This is a genomic window from Paenibacillus tianjinensis (genome assembly GCF_017086365.1).
Lineage (GTDB): Bacteria > Bacillota > Bacilli > Paenibacillales > Paenibacillaceae > Paenibacillus_AQ > Paenibacillus_AQ tianjinensis.
On record NZ_CP070969.1, the window covers coordinates 4,163,322 to 4,186,279 of the forward strand.

General features: G+C 34.7%; 38 protein-coding genes and 1 pseudogene. All 39 read right to left on the reverse strand.

The genetic code is table 11. The features are described from left to right. Positions 1 to 31 precede the first annotated feature (31 nt). Positions 32 to 562, reverse strand: coding sequence for a dCTP deaminase/dUTPase family protein (locus tag JRJ22_RS19090; protein WP_206101006.1), 531 nt, complete (start codon positions 560 to 562; stop codon positions 32 to 34). A 72-nt stretch (positions 563 to 634) separates the two neighbouring features. Continuing rightward, positions 635 to 2,305 carry a ribonucleoside-diphosphate reductase subunit alpha gene (locus tag JRJ22_RS19095; RefSeq protein ID WP_206101007.1) on the reverse strand — a complete coding sequence of 557 codons (1,671 nt, stop codon included), beginning with the start codon at positions 2,303 to 2,305 and terminating at the stop codon, positions 635 to 637. A 25-nt stretch (positions 2,306 to 2,330) separates the two neighbouring features. After that, on the reverse strand, positions 2,331 to 3,590 hold the full coding sequence (locus JRJ22_RS19100; protein WP_206101008.1) for a ribonucleotide-diphosphate reductase subunit beta: 1,260 nt from the start codon (positions 3,588 to 3,590) through the stop codon (positions 2,331 to 2,333). Between the two features lie 59 nt (positions 3,591 to 3,649). Further along, complete coding sequence (nrdG, locus tag JRJ22_RS19105) at positions 3,650 to 4,156, reverse strand: anaerobic ribonucleoside-triphosphate reductase activating protein (protein WP_206101009.1); 507 nt, start codon at positions 4,154 to 4,156, stop codon at positions 3,650 to 3,652. A gap of 12 nt (positions 4,157 to 4,168) precedes the next feature. Continuing rightward, positions 4,169 to 6,358, reverse strand: coding sequence for an anaerobic ribonucleoside-triphosphate reductase (nrdD, locus tag JRJ22_RS19110; protein ID WP_206101010.1), 2,190 nt, complete (start codon positions 6,356 to 6,358; stop codon positions 4,169 to 4,171). A 200-nt stretch (positions 6,359 to 6,558) separates the two neighbouring features. After that, the gene (locus JRJ22_RS19115; protein ID WP_206101011.1) at positions 6,559 to 6,741 is read right to left on the reverse strand and encodes a hypothetical protein; all 183 of its coding nucleotides are present in this window, start codon (positions 6,739 to 6,741) and stop codon (positions 6,559 to 6,561) included. A gap of 40 nt (positions 6,742 to 6,781) precedes the next feature. Continuing rightward, positions 6,782 to 7,030 carry a hypothetical protein gene (locus JRJ22_RS19120; RefSeq protein WP_206101012.1) on the reverse strand — a complete coding sequence of 83 codons (249 nt, stop codon included), beginning with the start codon at positions 7,028 to 7,030 and terminating at the stop codon, positions 6,782 to 6,784. Then, entirely contained in the window at positions 7,030 to 7,248 is a 219-nt protein-coding gene (locus JRJ22_RS19125; protein ID WP_206101013.1) for a hypothetical protein, read from the reverse strand. The genes JRJ22_RS19120 and JRJ22_RS19125 overlap by 1 nt, the downstream gene beginning before the upstream one ends. Positions 7,249 to 7,525: 277 nt before the next feature. After that, positions 7,526 to 7,759: a hypothetical protein gene (locus JRJ22_RS19130; RefSeq protein WP_206101014.1), complete on the reverse strand. Its 234-nt coding sequence runs from the start codon at positions 7,757 to 7,759 to the stop codon at positions 7,526 to 7,528. Positions 7,760 to 7,807: 48 nt separating this feature from the next. Next, positions 7,808 to 8,776 carry a DNA cytosine methyltransferase gene (locus JRJ22_RS19135; protein ID WP_206101015.1) on the reverse strand — a complete coding sequence of 323 codons (969 nt, stop codon included), beginning with the start codon at positions 8,774 to 8,776 and terminating at the stop codon, positions 7,808 to 7,810. A gap of 10 nt (positions 8,777 to 8,786) precedes the next feature. Continuing rightward, positions 8,787 to 9,485, reverse strand: a complete 699-nt coding sequence (locus JRJ22_RS19140; RefSeq protein ID WP_206101016.1) for a methyltransferase domain-containing protein — start codon at positions 9,483 to 9,485, stop codon at positions 8,787 to 8,789. Between the two features lie 65 nt (positions 9,486 to 9,550). Further along, entirely contained in the window at positions 9,551 to 10,888 is a 1,338-nt protein-coding gene (locus JRJ22_RS19145; protein WP_332461338.1) for an RNA-guided endonuclease InsQ/TnpB family protein, read from the reverse strand. Continuing rightward, entirely contained in the window at positions 10,845 to 11,231 is a 387-nt protein-coding gene (locus JRJ22_RS19150) for a hypothetical protein (RefSeq protein WP_206101018.1), read from the reverse strand. Before JRJ22_RS19150 ends, JRJ22_RS19145 begins: the two co-directional genes overlap by 44 nt. Then, the gene (locus JRJ22_RS19155) at positions 11,231 to 11,452 is read right to left on the reverse strand and encodes a hypothetical protein (protein WP_206101019.1); all 222 of its coding nucleotides are present in this window, start codon (positions 11,450 to 11,452) and stop codon (positions 11,231 to 11,233) included. Before JRJ22_RS19155 ends, JRJ22_RS19150 begins: the two co-directional genes overlap by 1 nt. Next, a complete protein-coding gene (locus JRJ22_RS19160; protein WP_206101020.1) occupies positions 11,452 to 11,772 on the reverse strand; it encodes a hypothetical protein in 321 nt (106 codons plus the stop codon). Before JRJ22_RS19160 ends, JRJ22_RS19155 begins: the two co-directional genes overlap by 1 nt. After that, positions 11,769 to 12,149 (reverse strand): hypothetical protein, encoded by a 381-nt coding sequence (locus tag JRJ22_RS19165; protein ID WP_206101021.1) that lies wholly within the window; start codon positions 12,147 to 12,149, stop codon positions 11,769 to 11,771. Before JRJ22_RS19165 ends, JRJ22_RS19160 begins: the two co-directional genes overlap by 4 nt. Positions 12,150 to 12,182: 33 nt before the next feature. After that, positions 12,183 to 12,395: a hypothetical protein gene (locus JRJ22_RS19170; RefSeq protein ID WP_206101022.1), complete on the reverse strand. Its 213-nt coding sequence runs from the start codon at positions 12,393 to 12,395 to the stop codon at positions 12,183 to 12,185. A gap of 70 nt (positions 12,396 to 12,465) precedes the next feature. After that, entirely contained in the window at positions 12,466 to 12,630 is a 165-nt protein-coding gene (locus JRJ22_RS19175; protein ID WP_206101023.1) for a hypothetical protein, read from the reverse strand. 15 nt (positions 12,631 to 12,645) lie between these two features. Next, positions 12,646 to 12,882 (reverse strand): hypothetical protein, encoded by a 237-nt coding sequence (locus JRJ22_RS19180; RefSeq protein ID WP_206101024.1) that lies wholly within the window; start codon positions 12,880 to 12,882, stop codon positions 12,646 to 12,648. A gap of 4 nt (positions 12,883 to 12,886) precedes the next feature. After that, positions 12,887 to 13,108: a hypothetical protein gene (locus tag JRJ22_RS19185; protein ID WP_206101025.1), complete on the reverse strand. Its 222-nt coding sequence runs from the start codon at positions 13,106 to 13,108 to the stop codon at positions 12,887 to 12,889. 59 nt (positions 13,109 to 13,167) lie between these two features. Beyond that, entirely contained in the window at positions 13,168 to 14,223 is a 1,056-nt protein-coding gene (locus JRJ22_RS19190) for a single-stranded-DNA-specific exonuclease RecJ family protein (RefSeq protein ID WP_332461406.1), read from the reverse strand. Then, positions 14,224 to 14,568, reverse strand: a pseudogene (locus tag JRJ22_RS29580) (DHH family phosphoesterase); the annotation flags it as partial. It lies immediately after the preceding gene. Positions 14,569 to 14,586: 18 nt separating this feature from the next. After that, a complete protein-coding gene (locus tag JRJ22_RS19195) occupies positions 14,587 to 14,814 on the reverse strand; it encodes a hypothetical protein (protein ID WP_206101027.1) in 228 nt (75 codons plus the stop codon). 27 nt (positions 14,815 to 14,841) lie between these two features. After that, complete coding sequence (locus JRJ22_RS19200) at positions 14,842 to 15,012, reverse strand: phage tail tape measure protein (protein ID WP_206101028.1); 171 nt, start codon at positions 15,010 to 15,012, stop codon at positions 14,842 to 14,844. A gap of 80 nt (positions 15,013 to 15,092) precedes the next feature. Next, positions 15,093 to 15,284, reverse strand: coding sequence for a hypothetical protein (locus JRJ22_RS19205; RefSeq protein ID WP_206101029.1), 192 nt, complete (start codon positions 15,282 to 15,284; stop codon positions 15,093 to 15,095). A gap of 5 nt (positions 15,285 to 15,289) precedes the next feature. After that, positions 15,290 to 15,490 (reverse strand): hypothetical protein, encoded by a 201-nt coding sequence (locus JRJ22_RS19210; protein WP_206101030.1) that lies wholly within the window; start codon positions 15,488 to 15,490, stop codon positions 15,290 to 15,292. A gap of 143 nt (positions 15,491 to 15,633) precedes the next feature. Next, entirely contained in the window at positions 15,634 to 15,942 is a 309-nt protein-coding gene (locus JRJ22_RS19215; RefSeq protein ID WP_206101031.1) for a hypothetical protein, read from the reverse strand. Positions 15,943 to 15,958: 16 nt separating this feature from the next. After that, positions 15,959 to 16,189, reverse strand: coding sequence for a hypothetical protein (locus JRJ22_RS19220; protein ID WP_206101032.1), 231 nt, complete (start codon positions 16,187 to 16,189; stop codon positions 15,959 to 15,961). Positions 16,190 to 16,250: 61 nt separating this feature from the next. Next, positions 16,251 to 17,009, reverse strand: coding sequence for a metallophosphoesterase family protein (locus JRJ22_RS19225; protein WP_332461407.1), 759 nt, complete (start codon positions 17,007 to 17,009; stop codon positions 16,251 to 16,253). 6 nt (positions 17,010 to 17,015) lie between these two features. Continuing rightward, entirely contained in the window at positions 17,016 to 17,564 is a 549-nt protein-coding gene (locus JRJ22_RS19230; protein ID WP_206101033.1) for a hypothetical protein, read from the reverse strand. A 79-nt stretch (positions 17,565 to 17,643) separates the two neighbouring features. Next, positions 17,644 to 18,006, reverse strand: coding sequence for a hypothetical protein (locus JRJ22_RS19235; protein WP_206101034.1), 363 nt, complete (start codon positions 18,004 to 18,006; stop codon positions 17,644 to 17,646). Positions 18,007 to 18,057: 51 nt separating this feature from the next. After that, the gene (locus JRJ22_RS19240) at positions 18,058 to 18,291 is read right to left on the reverse strand and encodes a hypothetical protein (RefSeq protein ID WP_206101035.1); all 234 of its coding nucleotides are present in this window, start codon (positions 18,289 to 18,291) and stop codon (positions 18,058 to 18,060) included. Continuing rightward, a complete protein-coding gene (locus JRJ22_RS19245; protein WP_206101036.1) occupies positions 18,292 to 18,777 on the reverse strand; it encodes a bis-aminopropyl spermidine synthase family protein in 486 nt (161 codons plus the stop codon). It lies immediately after the preceding gene. A gap of 142 nt (positions 18,778 to 18,919) precedes the next feature. Continuing rightward, positions 18,920 to 19,165, reverse strand: coding sequence for a hypothetical protein (locus tag JRJ22_RS19250; RefSeq protein WP_206101037.1), 246 nt, complete (start codon positions 19,163 to 19,165; stop codon positions 18,920 to 18,922). 89 nt (positions 19,166 to 19,254) lie between these two features. Continuing rightward, positions 19,255 to 19,476, reverse strand: a complete 222-nt coding sequence (locus tag JRJ22_RS19255) for a hypothetical protein (RefSeq protein WP_206101038.1) — start codon at positions 19,474 to 19,476, stop codon at positions 19,255 to 19,257. Between the two features lie 64 nt (positions 19,477 to 19,540). Then, positions 19,541 to 19,810 (reverse strand): hypothetical protein, encoded by a 270-nt coding sequence (locus JRJ22_RS19260; protein WP_206101039.1) that lies wholly within the window; start codon positions 19,808 to 19,810, stop codon positions 19,541 to 19,543. A 1-nt stretch (position 19,811) separates the two neighbouring features. Continuing rightward, complete coding sequence (locus JRJ22_RS19265) at positions 19,812 to 20,291, reverse strand: hypothetical protein (RefSeq protein ID WP_206101040.1); 480 nt, start codon at positions 20,289 to 20,291, stop codon at positions 19,812 to 19,814. 43 nt (positions 20,292 to 20,334) lie between these two features. Continuing rightward, a complete protein-coding gene (locus JRJ22_RS19270) occupies positions 20,335 to 21,411 on the reverse strand; it encodes a DNA primase (protein WP_206101041.1) in 1,077 nt (358 codons plus the stop codon). A 35-nt stretch (positions 21,412 to 21,446) separates the two neighbouring features. Continuing rightward, entirely contained in the window at positions 21,447 to 22,904 is a 1,458-nt protein-coding gene (locus tag JRJ22_RS19275; protein WP_232380894.1) for a P-loop NTPase family protein, read from the reverse strand. Between the last annotated feature and the right edge of the window lie 54 nt (positions 22,905 to 22,958).

A 22,958-nucleotide genomic window follows, 5' to 3' on the forward strand; every position in this document is an offset into this window, starting at 1 on the left:
ATGGATTAACCACCGCCAGATTTATTATTGACTACTTATTTGACGAACCAATTTTACCTTTTCCTCGTTCAGATGGAATACTTTCAAGTTGTTCAGGTGTGATTTCGATTACATCTACTTCTGGAACAATTTCAAGTGCTGCTTGGCAGATTGCTTTAGACATAGGGTATACTACGTAATCACCTAAAGCAATGATCTCTTTGTTGTCAGTGATGATAATTGTTCTGTTTGTTACATTTTGAAGCTTAATAAAAACTTCTCCTCTATATCCTGAATCCACTTGTCCGCATCTTGGAACAAGCCCAATTGAACCAGTGCTTCCTCTTTCACGTTGAAAGTCAAGTCGGTATTTAGATGAAAATGCTGAAGCAATACCAGTTGGAATTGTAACAATTTCATTAGGATTGATAATAATTAGCTTCAGTGCTTGATCAGCATAAATATCATAACATCCGTCTTCAACACGTTTTGAGGGGATAATTGCAGTTTCTTTTACTTTGGCAAAATAAAGAATTTTATCATTTACTTCTTCTTGAAATGGTTGTTTTATTATGTCTGTCATTTTTGATTGATTTCTCCCTTATTATGGTATTAAGAGGGCTTTTATTGCCCTCTTTTTATATATGTAAAGATATTACGCCTCACACGAAGAACATAGCTTATCCTTACTAAATTGTTGTGCTGCATTTGTGCTGTGCTGGTAGTACAATGTTTTAATCTTGTTTTCCCATGCAAATAAATATAGTTCATTAATTTGTTTGGCCGACATTTTTGGGTTAACTGTGATATTAAGAGATTGACTCTGATCCAAGAATAATTGCCGAGTTGAGGCTTGATCTAGAATTACATATTGGTCAATTTCACTGAATGTCTTAAAAACTTCTTTTTCATTATTACTCAAGAAGTCAAGATGTTGTACAGAACCATCATTGTCTCGAATACTATTCCAAGTTTCCTTTGTGTCCTTATCATAAGTCTTCAAAACTTCTTTTAGATATGGATTTTGGATTGTTACTTTGATTTTAGCAATATCTTTAACATAGCAATTTGACCAAATAGGTTCAATGCTTTGCGAAACTTGACCTAGAATAAATGCCGAAGAAGTTGTGGGCGCGATGGCAGTCAGGGTAGAGTTCCGTCTTCCATAACCCTTTAATACTTCTGGTTCGCCATAAAGTGAGGCTAATTCCTTTGATGCTTCATGTGATCTCTTTTGAATCAAACTGAAGATGCGAGAATTCAACTTGGCTGCCTCCAGGCTTTCAAATGGAATCATTTTTGACTGAAGGTATGAGTGCCAACCTAATGCTCCCACTCCCAAAGCACGATTAGCCTTTGCAAAGTTATAGGTTTTCTCCATAAAGTAAAATGCCAATTTTTCTTCTCTGCTTTCAGAATCACGCATCTTCTCTAGTTTGTTTATGAAATCGGTCATTACTGAATCCAAGAAGAATACCATAGTTTCAACCGCATCGGTATCTTTCCATTCATCATAATGAAGGATATTCATTGAAGATAAATTACAAACGAATGACCATTCATCATTACTTGGCAACATAACCTCGCTACAAAGGTTGCTCGCATAAATCTTCAACCCTTTGTCTTTGTATACATCAACGGTATTATTGTTAACTGCATCATCAAAGAAAATATACGGGTAGCCAATCTCAACTCGTCTCTGAATGACTTTTGCCCATAGAGTACGTTTTTCAAGATCTCCTGCAACCATTTCCTTCATCCATTTATCTGTCACAATTACTCCGTGCGTCAATTCTTGAATGGGGTCGCCTTCAGTTCCAATCTTCAAAAATTCTTCAATATCTGGGTGATCAATGGGTAGATATGGAGCAAAACGCCCTCTACGTGTAGAACCTTGAGACACAACATCCATAGTGGATTCAAACAACTTCATGAAATGGACTGCGCCAGATGATTCTCCATTGTCTTTGATTGGTGCTCCTCGATGACGAAGATTGCCGAAATATCCAGACGTTCCTCCACCAAACTTACTCATCATTCCAACCTCAGATGTTGTGTATAGGATATCTCCCATATTGTCTGAGATATTGGAACCAAAGCAACTGATGGGCAAACCCTTGTCAATTCCGAAATTGGCCCATACTGGAGAAGAAAGAGAATAGTATCCCTTTTCCATATATCCGTAAAATTTATCAGCAAATCCTTCGATATTAAGAATCTTCTCAGCCGTATCTGCAATTGTACGAATACGCTGTTCTGCTGTAACTCCTTCCGTCAGATATCCACGAGACAAGAAAGTTTTACTGTATTCATTTAACCATTTCATATTTTATCAATCCCCTTTTTATGTATTAGAACAAGTCGTCGCCAGTGATGCTGTGCATTCTCTTAGAATAATTAATTGAACGTTTCACAAAGAAGTCTACATGTTTTGATGCCACAATCTCTGCATCAAACCAATCAGTTTCTTCTAGTGATTTCTCGTTAACGTCAAAGACAGGCTTAAATCCAACACTTTTCAAGGAGTTATTAAGACGATCCTTAACAAATTCTTTAACAATTTCTTTTGGTAAGAAACTCAGTTCTCCTGATTCATAAATCCAATCTACCACCATGCTTTCAGAGTCAAAAGCATCGAGGCATGCTTGATAAACTGTGCTCTCAAGTTGCTTATCAAACCATTCAGGATGTTCTTTTCGAATAATATTGATAAGCTCAATTCCAAACAGCCCATGAACCTGCTCCTCTTTTGAGGTAGCTTCAATAACATTAGACATTCCCTTAAAAATATTTTTATATTTATTAAATGACATGATAATTAGAAACTGTGAGAATAGTGATACGTGTTCAATAAATAAGGAAAATAGCAGGATGGATAATGCATAATCTTTATCATTACCAGTACGAGCCAATTTAGCAGATTTGGTCAGATATTCAACACGTTGACTAAGCGCAGGAATTTCTTTGATTTTCTCAAACTCTTCGTTCAATCCAAGTATCTCAAGCAGATGTGAATATGCATCATGATGTCGAACTTCACTTTCTGCGAATGTATGTCCTACCGCACCAACTTCTGGTTTAGGAAGACGATGATATATATCTCCCCAAAACGTCTTAACTGCGACCTCGACTTGTGCAATGGCAAGCATTACATTTTTAATTGCATTTCTCTCACTGTCACTAACGCTAAATTTAAAATCATGAATGTCTGAAGTGTAGTTGAATTCAGTATGAAGCCAGTACGAATGTTGAATCGCCTCTTTAAACTCTATGAGTTCAGGATATTCGTATGGCTTCAGATTTAAACGGTACTTGAAAATGTCAGGTTTTCTTTCTTGAGTCCGTTTTTCACGATAAATTATGTACGACTTAGCCGTAAGTTTATACTCTGATTTAAGCAAGATCATTTCCACATAATCCTGCACATTCTCAACGGTCAATTCATCACTTGCATTAAGAGCAATTAATTCCAAAACGTCTTGAGTCAATTTTCTTGCTTCGGATGTATCAAATTCTCCTGTTTGAACTCCTGCTTTTTCAATAGCATTTGTGATTTTCTCTGCATCAAAATTCACTTTTACCCCATTACGTTTTGTAATTAATTTTAACAATCCGTTTAATCTTCCTTTCTTTTTTAAATTTCATAATTCCCACCCACCCACCAAATCAATTATGATTCGTAAAGTACAACTTTGTTTTGTTTTAGGCTTTCTTGAATATTGATAATACGTTGATTCCGTGATCCCTTCCATTTAAGCCTCAAATCCCGTTGTCCTATGATAAATCTTCCATCAACTAATACATCGCAATATGTTAGCAATTTCTTCATCTTTTCATCTTCACATATTTCTTCAAATGTATATCCTGACCATATCCATATGTTATTATTAGTACATTCTTTTTTTACTCGATGAACCAGATATAATAATCCTTCGGCATTGTCAAAAGGCTCACCTCCAAGAATCGAAAGGCCGGAAATTTTTACATGGTCTATATTTAAATCTCTAATTACAGAATCTTCAAAGTCTTTGCTATAAGGCTTGCCATAATTAAAGTTCCATGAGACTGCATTAAAGCATCCTTCACAGGAATGATGAGAACACCCCGAAACGAAGATGGAATGTCTCATTCCGGGGCCATTGATTACATCAAAACGTTTATAATCTGCAATATTCATTATTGTATAGTCCTAACTATGTTTAATTCTTGAGATGACCTCATGCTGTTTACCTTTGTTAAACGGTCTCTGTGAAGGCTCAGATAAATATCCGCAGCACCGTCTAATTACTGATGTTGTTTTTGGATCTCCATTCCCACAGTTAGGGCATTTAAATCCAGACACGGTTGCTTCGAACTCTCCTTCATAACCGCAAGATAAACATTTATCAATTGGAGTGTTGGTTCCGAAGTAAGGGACATTCTTATATGCAAAATCCCATACTGCTTCTAGTGCTTCAGGATTTTTCACCAAAGAATCAAATTCACAATATGTAATAAATCCACCATTAGCGTATTGCGGGTAGTCCTTTTCAAATTCTATTTTTTCAAATGGTGTAGCTTTTTTATTAACATCTAAGTGAAACGAATTCGTGTAATAACCCTTATCTGTAATCCCCTTAATAGAGCCAAATTGCTCTTCGTCCAAATTACAGAATCTATAGCAAAGGCTCTCAGCAGGAGTCGAGTACAGGCTAAATCCATATCCAGTTTCAACTTTCCATTCTTCTGTTTTTTGATTTAGATACTTGACAATATTTAATCCTTTTTGTTGCAAAACAATATCGTCAAAAATATGACTCCCAAACAGTGATAGTATTGTTTCATGAATTCCTATGTATCCCAACGAGATACTTGACCTTCCATTAGTCAATAAATGATCAATTGTATCTTCTGCTTGAAGTCTGTGACCTGTCGCACCTTCCATGTACAAGATAGGAGCAACTTTAGCTTTAACTCCTTTTAAACGCTCAATTCTATACATAAGCGCTTCTTTACATACTTCTAGCATTTCATCTAATAACGCGTAAAATTTCTCTTCTGACCCCTTAGCTTTAATAGCTAATCGAGGTAGATTGATTGTTGTTACCCCCATATTAAATCTTCCATCATGTAATTCTTTTTCATCTTCAATATATCTACTCACAAAACTTCTGCAACTCATTGGGAATTTAAATGAACCAGTAACCTCTTTAACTTTAGGCACGGAGATTATATCGGGATACATACGCAATGTGCTGCACTTTATTGCTAGTTTTTTAATATCGTAATTTGGATCTTCTGGGTTGACATTCACTCCTTCTTCAAGGGCGAAAATAAGTTTTGGAAATACAGGACTTTTACCTTCCTTGCCCAATCCTCTGATACGATTATTAAGAATTGCAATTTGAATTTGACGCTCTTCCCATGTCGCTCCTCTACCAAAACCAAAGGTTGAAAAAGGCGTTTGTCCATTTGCTGAAACCAACGTATTTATCTCATATTCTAATGATTGAAAAGCGTCTAAAGTCTCTTTTTGCGTTAGTTTGATTGCGTAGTCATAGCATCTTGGAAACTGGTTTGATAATTCTTTGTTCTCGATATAAATATCCAAAGTGTTGATATAGGAACTATCTGCTTTATACAGCCACTCCATGCCAGTTTTAAAATGCTTGATGAACGAACATGTCACATAAGGTGCAAGAATTTTGTCAATCTCATTGATTGTATTTCCGCCATAAATATGACTTGATACTTGAGCAATTATCTGCGCTGTTACAGCCGCAGCAGTTGTAATTGATTTTGGAGTTTCAATCTGAGCATTGCCCAACTTAAAACCATTCTCAAGCATTTCTCTTAAGTCAATCAACATACAATTGAATGAGGGAAAATAAGGTGTATAATCTTGATCATGTTGATGGATGTCGCCATTATTATGAGCTTCTACTACTCGCTTAGGAATCATATATGCTTGTGCAAAGTCTTTAGCCATAATTCCAGCCAATAAATCTCTTTGAGTGGGGATCGTTTGACTGTCCTTGTTGGAATTCTCGCTCATTACCTCTGTATTAGTTAAATCGAGAAGCCCTTGAACTTTCTTATCAAGACTACTTCTTTCTCTTCGTTTTAGACTTCTGACTTCTCTGTGCGCAATATATTCCTTAGCTACGTCTTTTCGTTTACTGAGTAATAAAGAATCAATTACATTGTCTTGAATGCATTCAATATCTAGATTCTTTTTCCCTAATAATTTATGTATGGTCTTTTCTGCTACACTCTCAGCAACTTCTTCATCAATACCTTTTTCAGTTCGCGCCATAGCCTTCATGATTGCATTCACAATCTTCTGTTTGTCAAATCCCACTACAGTTCCATCTCTCTTTGTAACTTCCGTATGCGTCATCTCCTAGAGTAACTATCTTATTTATTAAATTTACCAATAGTGAAACAGTATTTACCTAGGTAAATACATAGATAACTCTCTCTGAATTGTCCATATTCATCATTTGTATTAAAATTGATTCCAAAAAGGAATGTGCCTTTATCATACTTCCTTTTCTCGATATGCCAACCGTATGAATACTCGTTCATTTTTCACCTCCTTTAGATAAACTCATATTTTGTGTCATGAGGATACCAATCACTATCTGGTTGATACGCCAACCCTGCAACGATCATCTTTGCAAACTCATCAGCCTGTTCATCATCCAATGCTGTGATAGTTGCAAGATAGCCAAGTTTGTGTTCTCCTGAATCATAGAATCTAATTTTATATTCCTTAAACATTTACAACCTCCAATTCTTGATAAAATATTATTTTTATTAATTAATGACTCACACTCACAACCTCAATCATTTCACCTACTCTAAGCAAATATCCTTGATCAAATAGTTTCTCAATGGCATATTTGATTGCCATTTCTTCCATCTGTTCAATGTCAATTTCTTCGCTATCCGATGAAATTCCAGCACAATCATTTGCATCAACATATGTATTAAAAATCAATCCATCACACAGAACTTGACTATCTCTAAGGGTTGCAAGCTCTACAGTAAACAATATTCCCGCTTCCATCACTCGACCTCCTTCCTGGCTCTGTCATGCCAAACTCTTACATCGAACTCTCTCCAAGCCTCATACCATACCTTTTCACTCAAAGCATCCATCTTCTTAAACTCTTTTGGACCAAGAAAATCCTTTAACTTTTTCTTTACATATGAATCTTCATGTAATTGCGATTCATTTACTGTGCCCATATCATCCTTGAAACAGTCATACAAGGCATCGTCCAAACTTATGTATGTTTTACTCGTTTTTATAACCTCCTATATGCTTATTATATTTATTTATTAAATGTTTGTCAACATGTTTCGTAATTAATTTTATAGTTACCAGCTTCATTGAAATATATATTGCTTGTTGCTACAAATACACATTTACCATCGTGGGAAACAGGAGTAATATTATCAAACATTCTGAAATAGTCGCCTTCTTTTAAACTATGAAATAGTACGGATTGCCATTCTCCGTTGACAAGTTTTTGAGTTGTTCTGATTACTCTGTCCATATTTAATAGCTTTCCTTATTATAAGATGCAATACCTATATCACCATTCTCATCAATGAAGGCAATCGCATAGCAATCAATATCATAACCTGTACTCTCGTAGCCTCCCACATATTCATGTGCGCATTTTGTATTAAATTTATTTCTAACGTCTTCACATAGCTGATGTAGGTTTAGTTCATCTCTGTTTTCTTCATGATTTTCAATAATTTCATTAATATAATCCATAATCTCCATTTAGTCTTCTCCTTTTGATAAAAGTTACAATTCATTAACTATGTATGTTTATAGATTAATTTGATCAGCCAAACTCTTTCCCAGTATGTATGCAAACAACGAGGGAATTCCGCTACATCTTTCATACTGTTTATCTAATGCAATATCATCGCCAAAAGAAAACCAATCCGGTACTGACTGAATTCTTAAGCATTCTCTCACGGTAAACCTTCTTGGAGGCTCACAAGAATATTCATCCATTTTTCTGATATCATAATTTGGTGGACTAGGATGCAGAGGTAGTTGTCTGGCTGTCGATACGATTGTAAATGAAGGTTCATCCCATTGTCGTTGTCTATTCCTAGAAACATATCGTGGTGAAAATCCACCATCGTAGTATTCTTTATGATTGCTTACGCTGTGATTCTCACCGGGGCAAGGTAAGTCACCTATGGCATCTACTAAGTGTTTTCGCCCATCCGTTGAAATTGGTTCTGGGAAGCAAAAAGTCTTATTTAATGAATTATGTATGCCAACTATAAAAACCCTTTCTCTTTCTTGAGGAACGCCATATTCGTAGCAGTTAATCAATTTCCAACATACATTGTAGCCTAACTCTTCAAATGTAGTTAGTAGATGGCTTAAAAACTTTTCATGCTTCTTAAAAGTCAACCCCTTAACATTCTCTACAATAAATGCTTTTGGTTTTGCCTCTTTGATTAGTCGAAGAAAATGCTTCCCTAAATCCCCGTTAGCCTCATCTTCCTCTCCTCGCTGCGCCCCTCCTTCACTGAATGGCTTACAAGGAAATCCACCTACTATTACATCGGCTTTAGGCAATTCATATCCGTTAATCTTTCTTATATCGACTACTCTTGCATGATTTCCAATGTTTTTATTGTATGTGTCAACCGCATACTTCTTATTGTCTAAAGCATCTACAATATTGTATCCTGCCAATTTAAATCCCACTGCCCCAATCCCTGCGCCACAAAATAGATCAATCAATTTCAATCCGTTGTTTTCTTGTTGTTTCAATTAATCACCCCTATAGTTTGATAGCTATAAATCCAGCAAAATTATTCCATTTAAAAAAAGTGTCAATGTTTGTGAATCCTGATTTTTTCAACATGGAGATATTTTCATCTACCGTATACGGCTTCAATATCCCTCTAATCGACTGTGATTTCGCAATAACTTCTTCGTGTTTCAATCCGTTCTTGAGTTTTAAATCATGGTATAATTCAATCCACATTTCATCAAATCTAGCGTTGCTGCCTACGACTTTTTCAATCATGACAAATGCTCCCCCATAGTTTAAGGAGTTATATATTTTATGTATTAAATCTTGTCTTTGTCTTTGAGAAATGAACATTATAGATAAGACAGCAGTAATATAACTAGCATTATTCATTGCGAAATTACTGTCGGACACATCTTGGTTTAAGATAGTAACAGAACTTTCTTTATCAAATCGTTGTCTTGCCTTAATAACCATACTTTCCGACGAATCAACACCTATGTATTTAATATTTTTATTTTTATGCTTAATACTTAAATTATGAATTGTTTCTCCTGTCGATGTTCCTATGTCGTAGATGTTTGTAAAGTCTTCAGCAAACCAGTAAGACATCTCAGTTATCATATTATGTATTTCTTCATATAAAGGAACCGATAGTCTTACGTGCTCATCAAAAATAGGAACTACTTCGGAATCGAATTTCCAATCTCCAGACTCTTGAAGCAAATTATCCTTTGCCTCCTTTCCTAATAAAATTTGACATTTATCAACTCTTTGTAAGCAGTCGTTCGTTAGACTAAATTAACCCTAACTGGATGTAAATGTACACCCTCTATCCCATCTCCAAATGCGTTTGGGAATACCTTTTTCATGATCTGATAGCTTCCGTTCAGGTCAGCGTTGATCTTTATTCCTAGATTTGATATAAACATTCCTCTATGTATTCGCCTTGATTTATTATAGTTACTTTTGATGGGTAATTCTTCATCTAAAAAACTTGTTCCACTAGTATAACTCTCTTCGGTTTCAACAAACTTAATCCCGATATTTTCACACTTATATCTCAACTGCCTTATCAGCATTTCAAACGGTATATAAACAAAAGTTTGATTATTCGTCTTTCCCATGCGAGCTTCTTGCTTCCAGTTTTTATTTTTACCAACAACAAGCGTGTCTATCTGATGATCTGCACACCAATCTACGATATATCTACTTGATTTATGAATGTGATTTCTTAATTTATTAGCTCTTTTATCTGTTAATGATTGTAAAGCATTACTCCATTTCTTATTATTTTTCTTCATTAAATCGCTCTGCGACTTAGCTTTCTTTTTATTGTAATACTGATTCATAGATTTAATAATTTTGCCGTTAATAATAAATGGTTTATTCCCAGTATTATTTGATACAGTTGCAAAATTATCAATTCCTAAATCGATTGAGGCAATCCTGTTTGATTCAATGTTTGCTAGAGGTATATCAATCTCATAAACTATCTCCATTGTATAATGGCTTCCTCTAGGCACAAATCTTATCTGCATTAGCTTGTCAGTCACTTTTGTTGGTATTTTAAAATTCCTAAATGGCAACCACGAGAACTTAATGCATCCATCAATTCGTTTGAATTGAATGTTCGAAAGGATAACGACTTGCCTTCCTTGTTTGTCTTTGTATTTAGGCATCTTTGGCATTCCTAAGTATTTACTCTTATTCTTGCCCCAGTCCTTGATGCTGGCAAAAAACGATTTCCAAGCTTCATCCAATACAGACAGCGTTTGTTGTGCTGCTTGAGAACCAAATGATTTAAACGGTTCATGGGTTTTTAATTCCTTCTTCATATCATAATAATTTATGTATTTCCCGTTATTGATGAACTCTTGTCTCATTATGTAATTCGCATAGTTATATAGGTTTTTACTCTTAAAACATAGTTCATCGACTGTTTTGTACATTTTGTGCGACTTTTTTATATCGTGTTTTTCAACTCTAAATACTTTTACAAATATCACCCCCCTCTCTATCCGTAACACTATTCTAAATCCCATCATCCCATTATTTATTTCTATAATCTTGTTATAGTGACTTCTACTTTTTCTCCTTTGCAGCCAAATATTCTTTTTCAACGTCATCTTTTTCTAAATCATACTTGTTAAGAAGAAAGACAAGAAGGTCATCATTATTCACTTCTTCCCCACTACAGAAAGGACAATACTTTGGAGCGATACCTGTATCATCTATAATCTCGCCAATTTCAAGATTGAACCTATTTTCATCTTCCATTCCATATTCAACACGTTGTTCCTGAGTCCCATCGAATTTAACTCCATAGTAATATGCATATCGAGAATCAATATTATCTGTATCTACTACACAAGATGTACAAACTCGATGTCCACATTCATGGCACGTATCTACATATTCTTCATATCTACTTTCCCCACAACAATCACAAGCATAAAAATCAACACTCATTAAAGAACATCTCCCTTGTTTAACTTTTCCAAAATTGTTTTATAGGCTTGCAGCGACCCGAATGTTTCGCCATCTGAAACGCCGTCACTATAACAATCGTCAAAATTACCTCCAGACCAATCAGAGGGGTTGTAATCCTCCTCATATTTTTTCTCGATCTGATCACTTTCTGATTGCAATGCTTTAATTTTATTTTCAATAAATTTAATAACCTCTTCCATCAATAAGCCCTCCCCAATTTATAATCATCTGCATGTTCCCATTGTCGATACCACTCTTTGGAATGAATTTCAAACACATCATTATGTTCCTGGTCATTGTTTACAATCCATGTTTTAGTTTCAACTGTGTAATCTCCAAGCCCCATTGAATCATAACCATCATAGTGTTCAAGTTTCATTCTTGATGATTTCCAGTAGGTTGAAAACGGCCAGTATTCAGGTTGTGCTTTTGTGTTGCCTGTTTTCCAGTTCTCAATTTTACCATCAAGCAATAGAACATTTGCATGTAGTTCATGAGGATATGTATCAGACCAACTCATTCAATCACTCCCTGCTCTTTAATATAGTTCATGATTTCATCATATTTATTCTTACCTCTGTTACATTTCGAAATATGGTCAGTTGAAAAACTCCCATATTTCTTTTCATTGTATAACTCCTTCATCTCTTTAATCGCCTCTTTAAAATGAGAAAGGCCAGCAAATAGAATTAGTATAGGGAACAGGACAGTTGTAAGAATGATACACAGATGATTTGAGAAATAGTGAATCAAGACATTGTTATCGTTATAATAATATTCGCACTTCTGGTTCCATCTTAATACTCTACGGGGGAAAAGTTCTTTGTGCTGCTTCCTAGAAAGCTTAAATCGAGTATATCCATATTCTGTTGGACTACGATATGTATAATCACTCATATGTAACCTCCTTTGAATAAAACCTCTCTTTTACTAAGAATAAAAAGCACATACCGCACCATGATGAACTCTGAACTCTACTCCATTATTGGTTAATTTATCTAGGAAATTATTTATAGTCTCTACTGAACATTCTTCAAATACGTCTCCTTTTTCTTTTGAACTATAAAGACTGTAGTATTCGATCTCTCCCCTAAAATCTACATCATTGTCTTTATAATGTTTAACAATTACATAGTCATTCATATATTTCATCCATCCTTTTCCTAATCAAATATATCTTTTATGAAGAAATACACTCTAAAAAACCTAATGTTTATAAGGGTTTCTCTAAATCGAATTCCCTCAAAGTATCGATAATTTCATCATTCGAAGCAAAACTTGGCTTCCTGGCATCAACTTTACCATTTAATACTTTAATCCATTGAACATCCTTGCCTGAACCAACATCTGGGCCACTATACACAGTTTCATCTTTCATTTGTTACACCTCTCACTAAAACGTTGTACATCCTTTGTGATATTTCTGACCTTTATATTTATATTTAGCAATAAAAGTTTTAACAATCACCACTTCATTTGAAACTCTCTGTAATACCAATGTTCCCCATTTTGTCATCCATCTGAGCTTACCTGTAATATTTAGACCAGAAACCTCTCTTGCGAGAGATCTCCAATCTACATTACTTTGACGACAACGTTCTTTAGCATGTTCAGTAAAACGTACATTCATAAGATTACCGTTTCTTAGAGGCGTTCAACTTTCTTGCTTTTGCGTATTTTGTCAACGTAGCTCCACCTTTCTTTGTATTGTTTTCTGGCAGCAAATACTGAAACGTAAGTCCATTCTTCTTGCAATGTGTTTTTGCTTCATTCTCTGCGCTCAGACGATTATCCGATAGATTAAAAATGATTGTGCTTGTTCCTGTTTGGTTAGTTGCTACGCCGTAGTATTTCATATGTATTTTATCTCCTCTTTATTATATATTATAATTTTTTATTTGTATATATTTATTTATTAAATAATTTCTCGGTAATCATCAATGAACAATTGCAGTGTTTTAGTCACTTTAAACTTGGGTTTATAAACTTTCCACACATTAATATTAAGTGAACCAATAGCTTCAATTTCTGAAAAGACCGGGACAGAGTTAAAGTATTCTTCGTCAGTTTTGAACTTCATAAGTTGAATCTTATCACAATCAACCTTAACTGTGTTTGCTGATTTGCCCATAAGCTTTTTATCTGAAACGAATAAGCCTTTGATGAGGAACTTACCTTGTTTGAATTTGTTGCCCGTAATCCGGTAAAACTCATTTAAATAATTAATTAGGCTCTCATTTACATCTGACAAGTTGAATTCTAAATCGTAATACAGAGAGTCATCTGCTTCAAAGTCAGACAGCTTATCATTCAGTTCTTGTTGGAGTTGTTCTAAATTTGTTTTAAGTAACTGAACGCCTCCAGCAGCATCGTGTCCAGCAGCATAAATTGTGTTTTCACAATTATCCAGTAGCTCTAGCATTGAGAAATCCTCTAATCCACGGAAACTTCCTTTCAACATATCTCCATCATCACTAACACCAAGTACAATTGCTGGTCTATTGAATGTCTTGGACAGCTCTTGCGCCACCAATCCATTCATCCCGGCTCCCAATGATGAATCTACTACGATTACAACCTTATTCGATTCATCAAAGAGTGGCTTCAATGCTTGTAAAGCTTCAGCCTGAACCTCTTTGCGTCTCTCATTGGCCTTAATCAACTCTTTAGTAAGTCCCTTGATGTCGTCTGAGTCGTCAACACACATCAGAAAGTCAATTGCCAGCTTGATATTATCTGCTCTTGTGGCAGCCGTTACAGCAGGACTCACACCGTATAGAAAGTCTGTTGCGGATAGATTTGCTAAATCGAAGTTCATTGCTTGAAACAATGCCTTAAGTCCAGCATGATGTAGGTTCTTCAATGACTGCTTTGCATAGTATCTGTTCTCTAATTCCATCATCGACATCATATCAGCCATGAGTGCAAATCCAGGAAGATCATCGAGCTTATTCGAATAATTTGTATTCATGTAATCATCGATAACTTGACATACTTTATAAACGAGTAATCCACCGCAGGCATTCTTATTGGGATATAAACATCCCTCTTGTTGCGGGTTCACTAAGATTGCGTATGGATTCTCTACTGTGACTGTGTGATGGTCAATGATTAAGCAGTCGATGCCTTTTGATGATAACATTCGCATTGTTTCAACATCGTTTGATGAACTGTCTACTGCAATCAGAACCTTTGTTGATTCTGGGATTGTATCGACTAGATTATTTATTGAATGACCTTCGCTGCGTTCATTGCACACGTAATATACTTCATCGGTGAAATTAAGTAGATACTTATACATTGTCACCAACGAAGTTACTCCGTCATAGCCTGGCTAATCAGGGTCTCCAGTAATCGTAATAGGCTCACGATTCCGAATGGAAAGGATGATTCGACTTGCCAATTCATTGATATTTTTAAGTAGATAAGAATCACAAATCACATTAGACAATGGGTTCAGAAATTGATCAATGTTAGTGATTCCATTCAGTTTCGCGAGTTTAGAATATGTATTGTCATATGATTCAAATGGAATGACAGGTGTTTTTTGTTTCCATTTCATTTATAAATATCACTCCCATTCATATTTTTATTGTTCTTCGATCAGTGCAGCCAATACTTCAATCTGTTCCTCTTTATTAAGGTTAACCCAAAGTTCAGAAATCTCATTGAAGATTGCTTTTACATCACGGGATTGGCCGTTTTCGTCTTTGAGACTAATACCGTAATCATTCAGCATATCTACTATGATTTTATTCATTAAATTCACCTCCTTGATTTGATAAAAGATAAGTTTTATCAAGTTATGTCACTCAAAAAAACCTTATAAACATTGACTTTTTAAATAGCGAAACAATCGTAATCTTGACCCTCTAGGAAAAATTCATCGGCAATCATGTTTCCCTTGGTATCAACAAGGGTAATGCTGTCGGTCATCTTAGAATTGATATAAATACCGTGCTTGTTTGAGACTTGTTCTAAATCGGTAAGAAACGAATTTATTTTATCAATATTTTCCGTTATTTTTGTCATATGTATTATTTCTCCTCCATGAAATTATTTGCTTCATCAATCAGATCGTCTAAATTATCTCTCATTTGACGAGCTTGCTTATTCCAACTCTCGATTTGTTCGTCTGTAAATACCGTGTTTGGATTGTGAAAAATTGAGAATAGGAATGAGGTATCCATTGGAAGTGCTTTGATTCGATAAAGAAAATTACTTTTCTCTTGGCTCATTATTTATCACTCTTTCGTGATTCATATTTGGCAATTTTTGCTTTTGAAATATTCACAAAGATATTGTCTATTGTTATTAGTGCAACGATTGAAATGATTAGGGTAAAGAATGGATATTCTAAACACCATTTAAGCATTAATCTTTAAACCTCCTTAGCAGGATAATCTTCTACAGATATCCAAGTTTCATCTGAGTCAATTTTCTCAATGTCAAGAGTCTTATGTTCGCCATATTCAGCATTAATTTCAAATCTTGTTTTTGCAATTTTAAACCCAAACGCTTCTTCCATTACTTCGGCAACACCATTGTGGTAAGGATATCTACCATTCAATTTCTCCATTGCAGAATTATATAGTTTGCAAAATTCAATCTTAGTAAATTCTTTCTCATGATAAATCATCGTGTAAGCATAATCCGAATATTCACCATTTGAGATTGTGTAAAAATACATTGCTGTATCCTCCTTTTTATTTAACAAAAATAATCTCATTGTTTTCAAAAAGTTGATTCCCGCCAATATAAAAATGTGAGCCGAATATCTGCATCAAATTCCACAGGGCAAACTTATAGGTTCCATCAAATTCTGGTTCTTGCCAATACCTTTCTGGGATCTTTAATGATTCGTAATGTTCACGAAGAGCGTTTATTCCAAGTGTGTTCAGTTTTACGTAAACTTGAATGTTGATGTTGCATTTCATTTTGCAATTTATCCCTCATTTCTTCATGAAAGTATGTTTTCGTGAAGTTTTCAAATCATTATTACCTTTTCCTTATAACATGTTCTTTATATTTTCCATCCTCACTAATCTCCAAACAGTTTAGTTGTCCAGAGCTATGAAAACACCCTCCATCAATCCCTATCTTTCCTTTATGTTTACCTTTGCCAAACCAAATGTTATTGCTTTTGTGAAGATAAATTGTAGGAGTATGACCGAAAACAATCGTTTTACTTTCTCTAGTAGGATTATTATAGAAATCTTCACGAATCCACAAGAAATCTTCTTCTGATTGCTGTTTCCAATCATTTATTTCTGGATTAATTCCAGCATGAACATAAATATGTTTATCATCTTCATAATACAGAGGTAGGTTTTCAAGAAAATCAATGTGGTTGGGATAATTTTTAAGTATCAGTGACTTCATTCTTAGATGTTCATCCCAGTCGAATCCTTCTTCTAGAAAATCATATCCGGCATAACTTTGAGTAGTCATGATTCCGCCATTATTAATCCATAGTGAATCTCCTCGATTCCTAAAGGCATCCACCATTAAATCATCATGATTTCCTTTAAGAGCGATTACACCGTAATCTTTAGCCAATTGAATGACTTTAGTGACAACATCTTTACTGTACAATCCTCTATCTACATAGTCTCCCAGTAAGATTAGTTTATCATTATCAGGATTGTATTTAATCTGCTTCAACATGGCATCAAATTGTAAATAGCATCCGTGAATATCCGAGATAACTAACGTTCTGATATGTATCTCTCCTCTCTGTAGGTAGTCTATTGTTATTACATTCTAATAGGCTAAATAATCAGATAACTCATTACCTCTATCGCAAAACTCTTTAACCATTGCCCTAACCAAACCAAATGACATTCCCGAATGACCTTGACTCTCAATTTCTTTCTTTGCATCTTCGAGACTACCATTTTCATTCAAAATCTTAACAATCTTCAAGCAACATCCTAATTCCATACCATGATATAGATCACCAAGTCTAATTGGAACAATTTTATCCCAATAATCCCATCTACTTTCATCAAGCACTTCTCTACCTTTTGCCATCCACTCTTCTACAAGCGAAGGAATGCTTTCTTTAAATTCCACTTCTCTTTTCTCATATTCCTCTCGCCACTTTTGCTGGGACTCATCAAATTCTGCTTTTGTCTTTCCGATGATTTCTTTATAGGCTCCATCCATCGTTACTGTGTCTGAATATAGCGTTGTTCCATTAAATTTCCCACAGGCCAAAATACCTTTCTTTTTATATGTAAGCAATTCATGAACTGCATCCTCTATTGTATTTCCCAAAAAGAATCCAATCTTTAAATATTTATCTTCCACTTATATTCCTCCTAAATTTTGATAAAACACAAATTTTATCATGATTTTCACTTCAAAAAAGTCAATGTTTATACGGGTTTTATGTTATCACTTTCCCATAATATTTCTGATTTTCTACATCTTCAGTCCATACTGTAAATGGAAGTTCGACTCCGCTATCTTTTAGTAGTCTACAGAAATCATAATCACATCTTTCAGGATAGAGTCTTTTATCTGGTACGAATTCATAGTTGTTGTCAACATTCAGCCATTTAGGATCGCCATCGAATCCGTAAACAACGACATAGATTCGTTTATTCTCGATGTATACATGCCAAGTATTTCGGCTACATGTATATCCGTACAAAAGTGTTCTGTCTGAATCATCTTTGAGATCTTCAATTGAAATAATTTTCTGTTGACTGTTTGATTTCTTTAGTTGCTCATATTCAGTTATATTCATTGTTTGCATTCTCCTTTGGTCCATATTCAACAATCGTAAACTTGTTCTTCTCTAATCAATCATTCTGTCTCTATACTCTCTGTCAAGTTCATACCAATAAGGCCTTCCAGGAAACTTTGCCTCCATCCAATCATAATTACGTTCAGCTTCACGCTTTGCTTCCGTAGTAATCACACTGCTTGCAGCAGACATTGAAGTGTATACAAGTTTTCTACTCTCTCCATCATAAGGAACACCGTTTTTGTAAATCACATAAACTGTTTCGTTCTCAATTTTTAGTGACATTTATGGCCTCCAATTTGGATGTTCTTGATAAAATGATTCAATATACTTCTCGAAATATTTATTCATTACATCACGCTTCAAAACTTTAACTTCCTGAACTCCAGAACCACAATGAGATTCCCAATTGATATATAGGTCGATATTCTTAGCATCTTCGTCTATCAATAATTCTTTTTGGTATAAGCATTCTTCGCAATCATAAAACTTTGTCAGCACTTCTATAATATCTGTCTGATCCATTGAAAAACTCGTTTCTAATTCAGAGCATTCGAATTGGATGTATGCACAAATTGCATTGAAAGTCTCATAATCATATGGCACTAGAATATGAAGTTTTCTTTTCGGATCTTCGTCATATGTATGTGTTAGTGAGTAAAGTTGCAGATCAATCTTTTTTAATTCTGTCCATTCTTTCATTGATTTGATAAATTCTTTTGTTGTGCGAGTGATTGGAGTATTCATGATACAACCGACTTCTTTAACCATTTGCTCGTTCTCCTCAATATGTATTTTATATTTCTACTTGGAGTCACATCATCACAATGTAACTCCGCTTTATTACTAACATCACAATTCACACACTTTCTAGTCCGTTCACTGGTGTAATTAATCTATATTTATTTATGTATCACTCATAGTAGTTCACATCGCATAACATTTGGAATCCATAAGCATCCTTACCATCTTCATCCACAATATACATCTCACCATCATCACCATATATCTGTGGACTCCCATATGATCTCTTTATCTCATAAATTCCCCCAATTGTTAATTTGCTCCCGAATTTGTTACTCAATATTTCAATGTATCTTGCTGCGTTTTCGTCCTCGGTAAGCTTTAAATCTGATGTGCTAAGCTGAACTGTTGACAAGAATATCATCCCTCTCTCATGTCATAATCTTATTATATTTATTTATTAAATGAATGTCAATGGTTTTTAAAATATATTTATTTATTAAATCAGAATATAAGCATTGCCACTTCTTCGCTTAATACAGGATATCTGCCTCTGTTTAATTCAACTAGACCCGGCTCTCGTTTATTCATTTTCTGTTTTAGTTGCTCAATTTCTGATTCTCTTGCTCCAATATTAAATACTGCTCCACTTTTCATGACAATTTTAAATGAAGTAAAGTCTGATGGAGGCTTGGGAATATCAAGTCTTGCCGATGGTTTATTCATTATCTAATCTCCTTTAGATTTGATAAAATCTTTATTTTATGAAGAAATGATGCACAAAAAACCCTTATTTATCAAGGGTTTTTAAAAGTGAGGCATTGCCATTTAGTTCTTTATAGAGCCTTTTGAACTCCTGCATCTGTTCATACTGTTCTACGGACTCATATTCTCGATAAACCTTACCGACCAGTCTTTCATTTGTGAGAATAGTGTCTTCACTTCCACATCTAGGACAAAAGGTTTGTTCAGGAACGTCTAAACACTCAATACCAAAGTGACAACCGCAATCTTCACAATAGAAACAGCTTTGACCATTACCGTGTGGGCAAAATGACATATTAAATCAACTCCTCATTTGAATAGCCAATCAACTCAGACAATTTGACTGTCTCATGTTTATGAATTGTGGTGTAATTATCAGTTCCTTCTTTTGCTACCAACACCCATTTTACTGTTCGTTCTCCTGATTGATCGTAAGCATACAGCCAATAATCAACAGAGTCCTCTGTAAACTTAAATTTGAAATCAATTCGCAATGGACAATATGAAGATTTGTTTTTTATCGTATCATAGACAACCAGAAGTGTTCTTTGATTTTCTGATGTCCATAGTTGTTCAGAATCAAAATATGTTATTTCATAAAACAATCCAGAATCACTAAACCTGTCGTTTGAGATTGGTGGAATATCAAAGAACTCTTCGCATACAGATAGCGCAAGCATTTGTAGTCCAGTCTTATATGCTCTCGTTTCTTCATCACTCAATGTACTAATTTTGGATTGCTTCGTTTTTACTAATTCCATAAGATATGTATTCATAATTCACTCCTCTTTCGTATTTTGATAAAACCTATATTTTATCCTAATTATGTATCTTAAATTTGCATTCTGAATAGTACTTTTTAAAAAGCTCTTCCCCTAAGTCAGTAGGACTTTCTTTATTCTTGAATAGACTGGCATTATCCCACAATGTATACACATTTCTTGTCTTACCAAATTTAGCACCCTGCTTTTTTACAGCATCAACTGATTTATCTTTATCTAAAGCTATAACGATATCTATTTCATTGCCAAGTTCTTTAATCTTATTCACCTGCCATTCACTCAAGTCATCCCCACTTATAGCTACACAATTGGAAAAACCATATTGAGTACTCAGCCAACAAGTTTTTTCCGCCTCGTAAATAATCACCTCCTTAGATTCAAGGATGTAATATAATGCACGATGCCAATTGTATAGTTCAATCATTTTGTTGAAGTTGATGAGATATAGGAACTTATAAATATCCAACTCTTCATAATTATCAAAAATCGTTCTGCCTTTTATAGAAACAATCTCCCCGAAACTATTGTGAATCGGGAAGATAATTCTTTGACTCTTGATGTCATAACCAACCTGGAAGTTAACTTGGGTTTGATAATCTATACCTTCGTCAATATACGATTTATGTGGTAACATTACAAACTGATTTAATATCTCGTCTTCGTAAATTTGGTTTTCTATATTTTCAAGATTACGCTTCTTCTTTCTCTGTTTTTTGACCTCTTTAAGCCATTTAAGATGTTCGTTGGTAGGTAATGGGGTATAAGATCCATTTAAAAACTCTGTATACCCCAATTTTTCACATATCCAGCGTTTGGCTTTGGGAAGGTCATTACGTCTGTCTTCATCTGAATACTTGTCAAATACTATGTATGATACCAATCCATAAATATCTATATCTGATTCGCCCAAGGTTCTGATACGACTAGACAATGATTCATTCAGATAAACTTGAACAGATCGCTTATTTGGAGATTCAAACTTAGAAGGTAGCTGTGCTTCATATCGATTATTTTTCTTATCGACATACTCACAACCCATCAATTCAAGCAATTCTCCTACTTTACCATCCTCCAGAATCTTATCTTTAATTAATTTTAAATCGTTATTACTCATTTAGGCTCCCCCATAGGAGTATTTGCTTATATGTATTAAAATTGAGAATTCGATTTCTTACCCATCTGACAATATGCAACCTCTTTAAATGAATTTATGCCATAGTTTACTTCATAAATAATTTGTTCCGAGATATCACCTGAGCGATTTTTTGATATAAAGATAATCATATAAGTTTTTTCGGGATCTAGTATGTACTCTTTCTTATGCCACTTACCATCGAAATCGCTCTTCTCCCAGTTGTAAGCCTTCACAGCCTCTTTCTTCCCTGGCATCTCATCTGCATACAACAATCTACCCATAAGTACCACAGAAGCCACCTCAACGATCTCAAGGGATTTTCCAATAGCACTAAGATCAAGATATCTATATTCTTTGCCAATCTTAAGTTGTACTGTTGCAAGTAAGCCAACATTATTTGCCTCTGGTTTTATACAGTCAAAGATGCTTTGTGCGGAGTTACTAAATGCTTCCCATCTTGCAGATTCCTTGGCTGAAGAATCTGGTTTGAAGGTGTCTAGAATTGCATAAGAATAATTTAGTGGCTTCATCATTTGGATTCTACTAAGAACGTCTTCTACACGATATTTCTTTAAATCATAAAACTTGATAAGCTCCTTCTCGTGCTTAAGAATCCAATCCTTTGCGGCGTTTAGTTTATCCATTGTCTTTTCATCTAAATTGCCCTCAATCAACTTCTCACGATTAATGGGTTTATTTAGAATTTTTGAAGAGACTGTAGCCAAGATAAGATTTCTTGTTTTCCAGATATTCTCCTCATTAACAAACATCATACCTTTTTGCTCATTCTCATATAGAGAAAGGATAAATTTCTCCATGCTTATGGACGACTTCCCAACTCCAGAACTAAGCACCAAATACATAAGCTCACCTTTACGCCAGCCTTTAATCTTCTTGCTCAATCTTGGAGAATCATGCAGCGACAACCCCATCGCTTCACCCTGATTCATTTTTTCAATTGCAATATCCAGGTCATCAGAAAGATTGTACTCGACAACTTCTCCACAGTTAATGTGAGAAAAAATTGAACTTGTTTTGAATTGAAAGAATGATTGCATTTGTTTAAGAGTCATACGAGTCAGTTTACCAACAAGATCTTTGTTATTGATATCAATTAGGCTTTCGCTTTGGAATTTTCGCAAACTTTCATACTTTTGAATTTCAGAAAAGTGGTAATCGTCATTATTACCTTTATCTTTCTCACATTCCTCCAAAAGTTCTTCGATTGAGTTGTAACCGCCATATTCGTTGTAATAATCAAAATACGATTTTCGACCAACTTCAATCGGCCTTGAAGTTAAGAATGAATAAACTGTTTTGTCATCAAACTTACGAATACTGTTTGAATACATTTCATTTCCTATATAGTAAAAGTACCACCAGATAGGCTCAGTAAAAGTGTCCTTAGTGATCTCATGATTTCTGTATTTTTCATAAAGAGATGGTGTGCTCCATAAATATCCGATAAACAACGACTCGTGAATCTTTGATGGTTTCACAAATTCATCTATGTAGTTAATAATTTA

Coding starts and splice junctions, on each gene's coding strand:
- JRJ22_RS19090 (WP_206101006.1), bottom strand. CDS start 562: ATGACAGACATAATAAAACAACCATTTCAAGAAGAAGTAAATGATAAA.
- JRJ22_RS19095 (WP_206101007.1), bottom strand. CDS start 2,305: ATGAAATGGTTAAATGAATACAGTAAAACTTTCTTGTCTCGTGGATAT.
- nrdG (WP_206101009.1), bottom strand. CDS start 4,156: ATGAATATTGCAGATTATAAACGTTTTGATGTAATCAATGGCCCCGGA.
- nrdD (WP_206101010.1), bottom strand. CDS start 6,358: ATGACGCATACGGAAGTTACAAAGAGAGATGGAACTGTAGTGGGATTT.
- JRJ22_RS19115 (WP_206101011.1), bottom strand. CDS start 6,741: ATGTTTAAGGAATATAAAATTAGATTCTATGATTCAGGAGAACACAAA.
- JRJ22_RS19120 (WP_206101012.1), bottom strand. CDS start 7,030: ATGGAAGCGGGAATATTGTTTACTGTAGAGCTTGCAACCCTTAGAGAT.
- JRJ22_RS19130 (WP_206101014.1), bottom strand. CDS start 7,759: ATGGAGATTATGGATTATATTAATGAAATTATTGAAAATCATGAAGAA.
- JRJ22_RS19145 (WP_332461338.1), bottom strand. CDS start 10,888: ATGACGTTGAAAAAGAATATTTGGCTGCAAAGGAGAAAAAGTAGAAGT.
- JRJ22_RS19150 (WP_206101018.1), bottom strand. CDS start 11,231: ATGAGTGTTGATTTTTATGCTTGTGATTGTTGTGGGGAAAGTAGATAT.
- JRJ22_RS19155 (WP_206101019.1), bottom strand. CDS start 11,452: ATGGAAGAGGTTATTAAATTTATTGAAAATAAAATTAAAGCATTGCAA.
- JRJ22_RS19160 (WP_206101020.1), bottom strand. CDS start 11,772: ATGAGTTGGTCTGATACATATCCTCATGAACTACATGCAAATGTTCTA.
- JRJ22_RS19165 (WP_206101021.1), bottom strand. CDS start 12,149: ATGAGTGATTATACATATCGTAGTCCAACAGAATATGGATATACTCGA.
- JRJ22_RS19170 (WP_206101022.1), bottom strand. CDS start 12,395: ATGAATGACTATGTAATTGTTAAACATTATAAAGACAATGATGTAGAT.
- JRJ22_RS19175 (WP_206101023.1), bottom strand. CDS start 12,630: ATGAAAGATGAAACTGTGTATAGTGGCCCAGATGTTGGTTCAGGCAAG.
- JRJ22_RS19180 (WP_206101024.1), bottom strand. CDS start 12,882: ATGAATGTACGTTTTACTGAACATGCTAAAGAACGTTGTCGTCAAAGT.
- JRJ22_RS19185 (WP_206101025.1), bottom strand. CDS start 13,108: ATGAAATACTACGGCGTAGCAACTAACCAAACAGGAACAAGCACAATC.
- JRJ22_RS19190 (WP_332461406.1), bottom strand. CDS start 14,223: ATGAATACAAATTATTCGAATAAGCTCGATGATCTTCCTGGATTTGCA.
- JRJ22_RS19195 (WP_206101027.1), bottom strand. CDS start 14,814: ATGAAATGGAAACAAAAAACACCTGTCATTCCATTTGAATCATATGAC.
- JRJ22_RS19200 (WP_206101028.1), bottom strand. CDS start 15,012: ATGAATAAAATCATAGTAGATATGCTGAATGATTACGGTATTAGTCTC.
- JRJ22_RS19205 (WP_206101029.1), bottom strand. CDS start 15,284: ATGACAAAAATAACGGAAAATATTGATAAAATAAATTCGTTTCTTACC.
- JRJ22_RS19210 (WP_206101030.1), bottom strand. CDS start 15,490: ATGAGCCAAGAGAAAAGTAATTTTCTTTATCGAATCAAAGCACTTCCA.
- JRJ22_RS19215 (WP_206101031.1), bottom strand. CDS start 15,942: ATGTATTTTTACACAATCTCAAATGGTGAATATTCGGATTATGCTTAC.
- JRJ22_RS19220 (WP_206101032.1), bottom strand. CDS start 16,189: ATGAAATGCAACATCAACATTCAAGTTTACGTAAAACTGAACACACTT.
- JRJ22_RS19235 (WP_206101034.1), bottom strand. CDS start 18,006: ATGAATATAACTGAATATGAGCAACTAAAGAAATCAAACAGTCAACAG.
- JRJ22_RS19240 (WP_206101035.1), bottom strand. CDS start 18,291: ATGTCACTAAAAATTGAGAACGAAACAGTTTATGTGATTTACAAAAAC.
- JRJ22_RS19245 (WP_206101036.1), bottom strand. CDS start 18,777: ATGGTTAAAGAAGTCGGTTGTATCATGAATACTCCAATCACTCGCACA.
- JRJ22_RS19255 (WP_206101038.1), bottom strand. CDS start 19,476: ATGAATAAACCATCGGCAAGACTTGATATTCCCAAGCCTCCATCAGAC.
- JRJ22_RS19260 (WP_206101039.1), bottom strand. CDS start 19,810: ATGTCATTTTGCCCACACGGTAATGGTCAAAGCTGTTTCTATTGTGAA.
- JRJ22_RS19265 (WP_206101040.1), bottom strand. CDS start 20,291: ATGAATACATATCTTATGGAATTAGTAAAAACGAAGCAATCCAAAATT.
- JRJ22_RS19270 (WP_206101041.1), bottom strand. CDS start 21,411: ATGAGTAATAACGATTTAAAATTAATTAAAGATAAGATTCTGGAGGAT.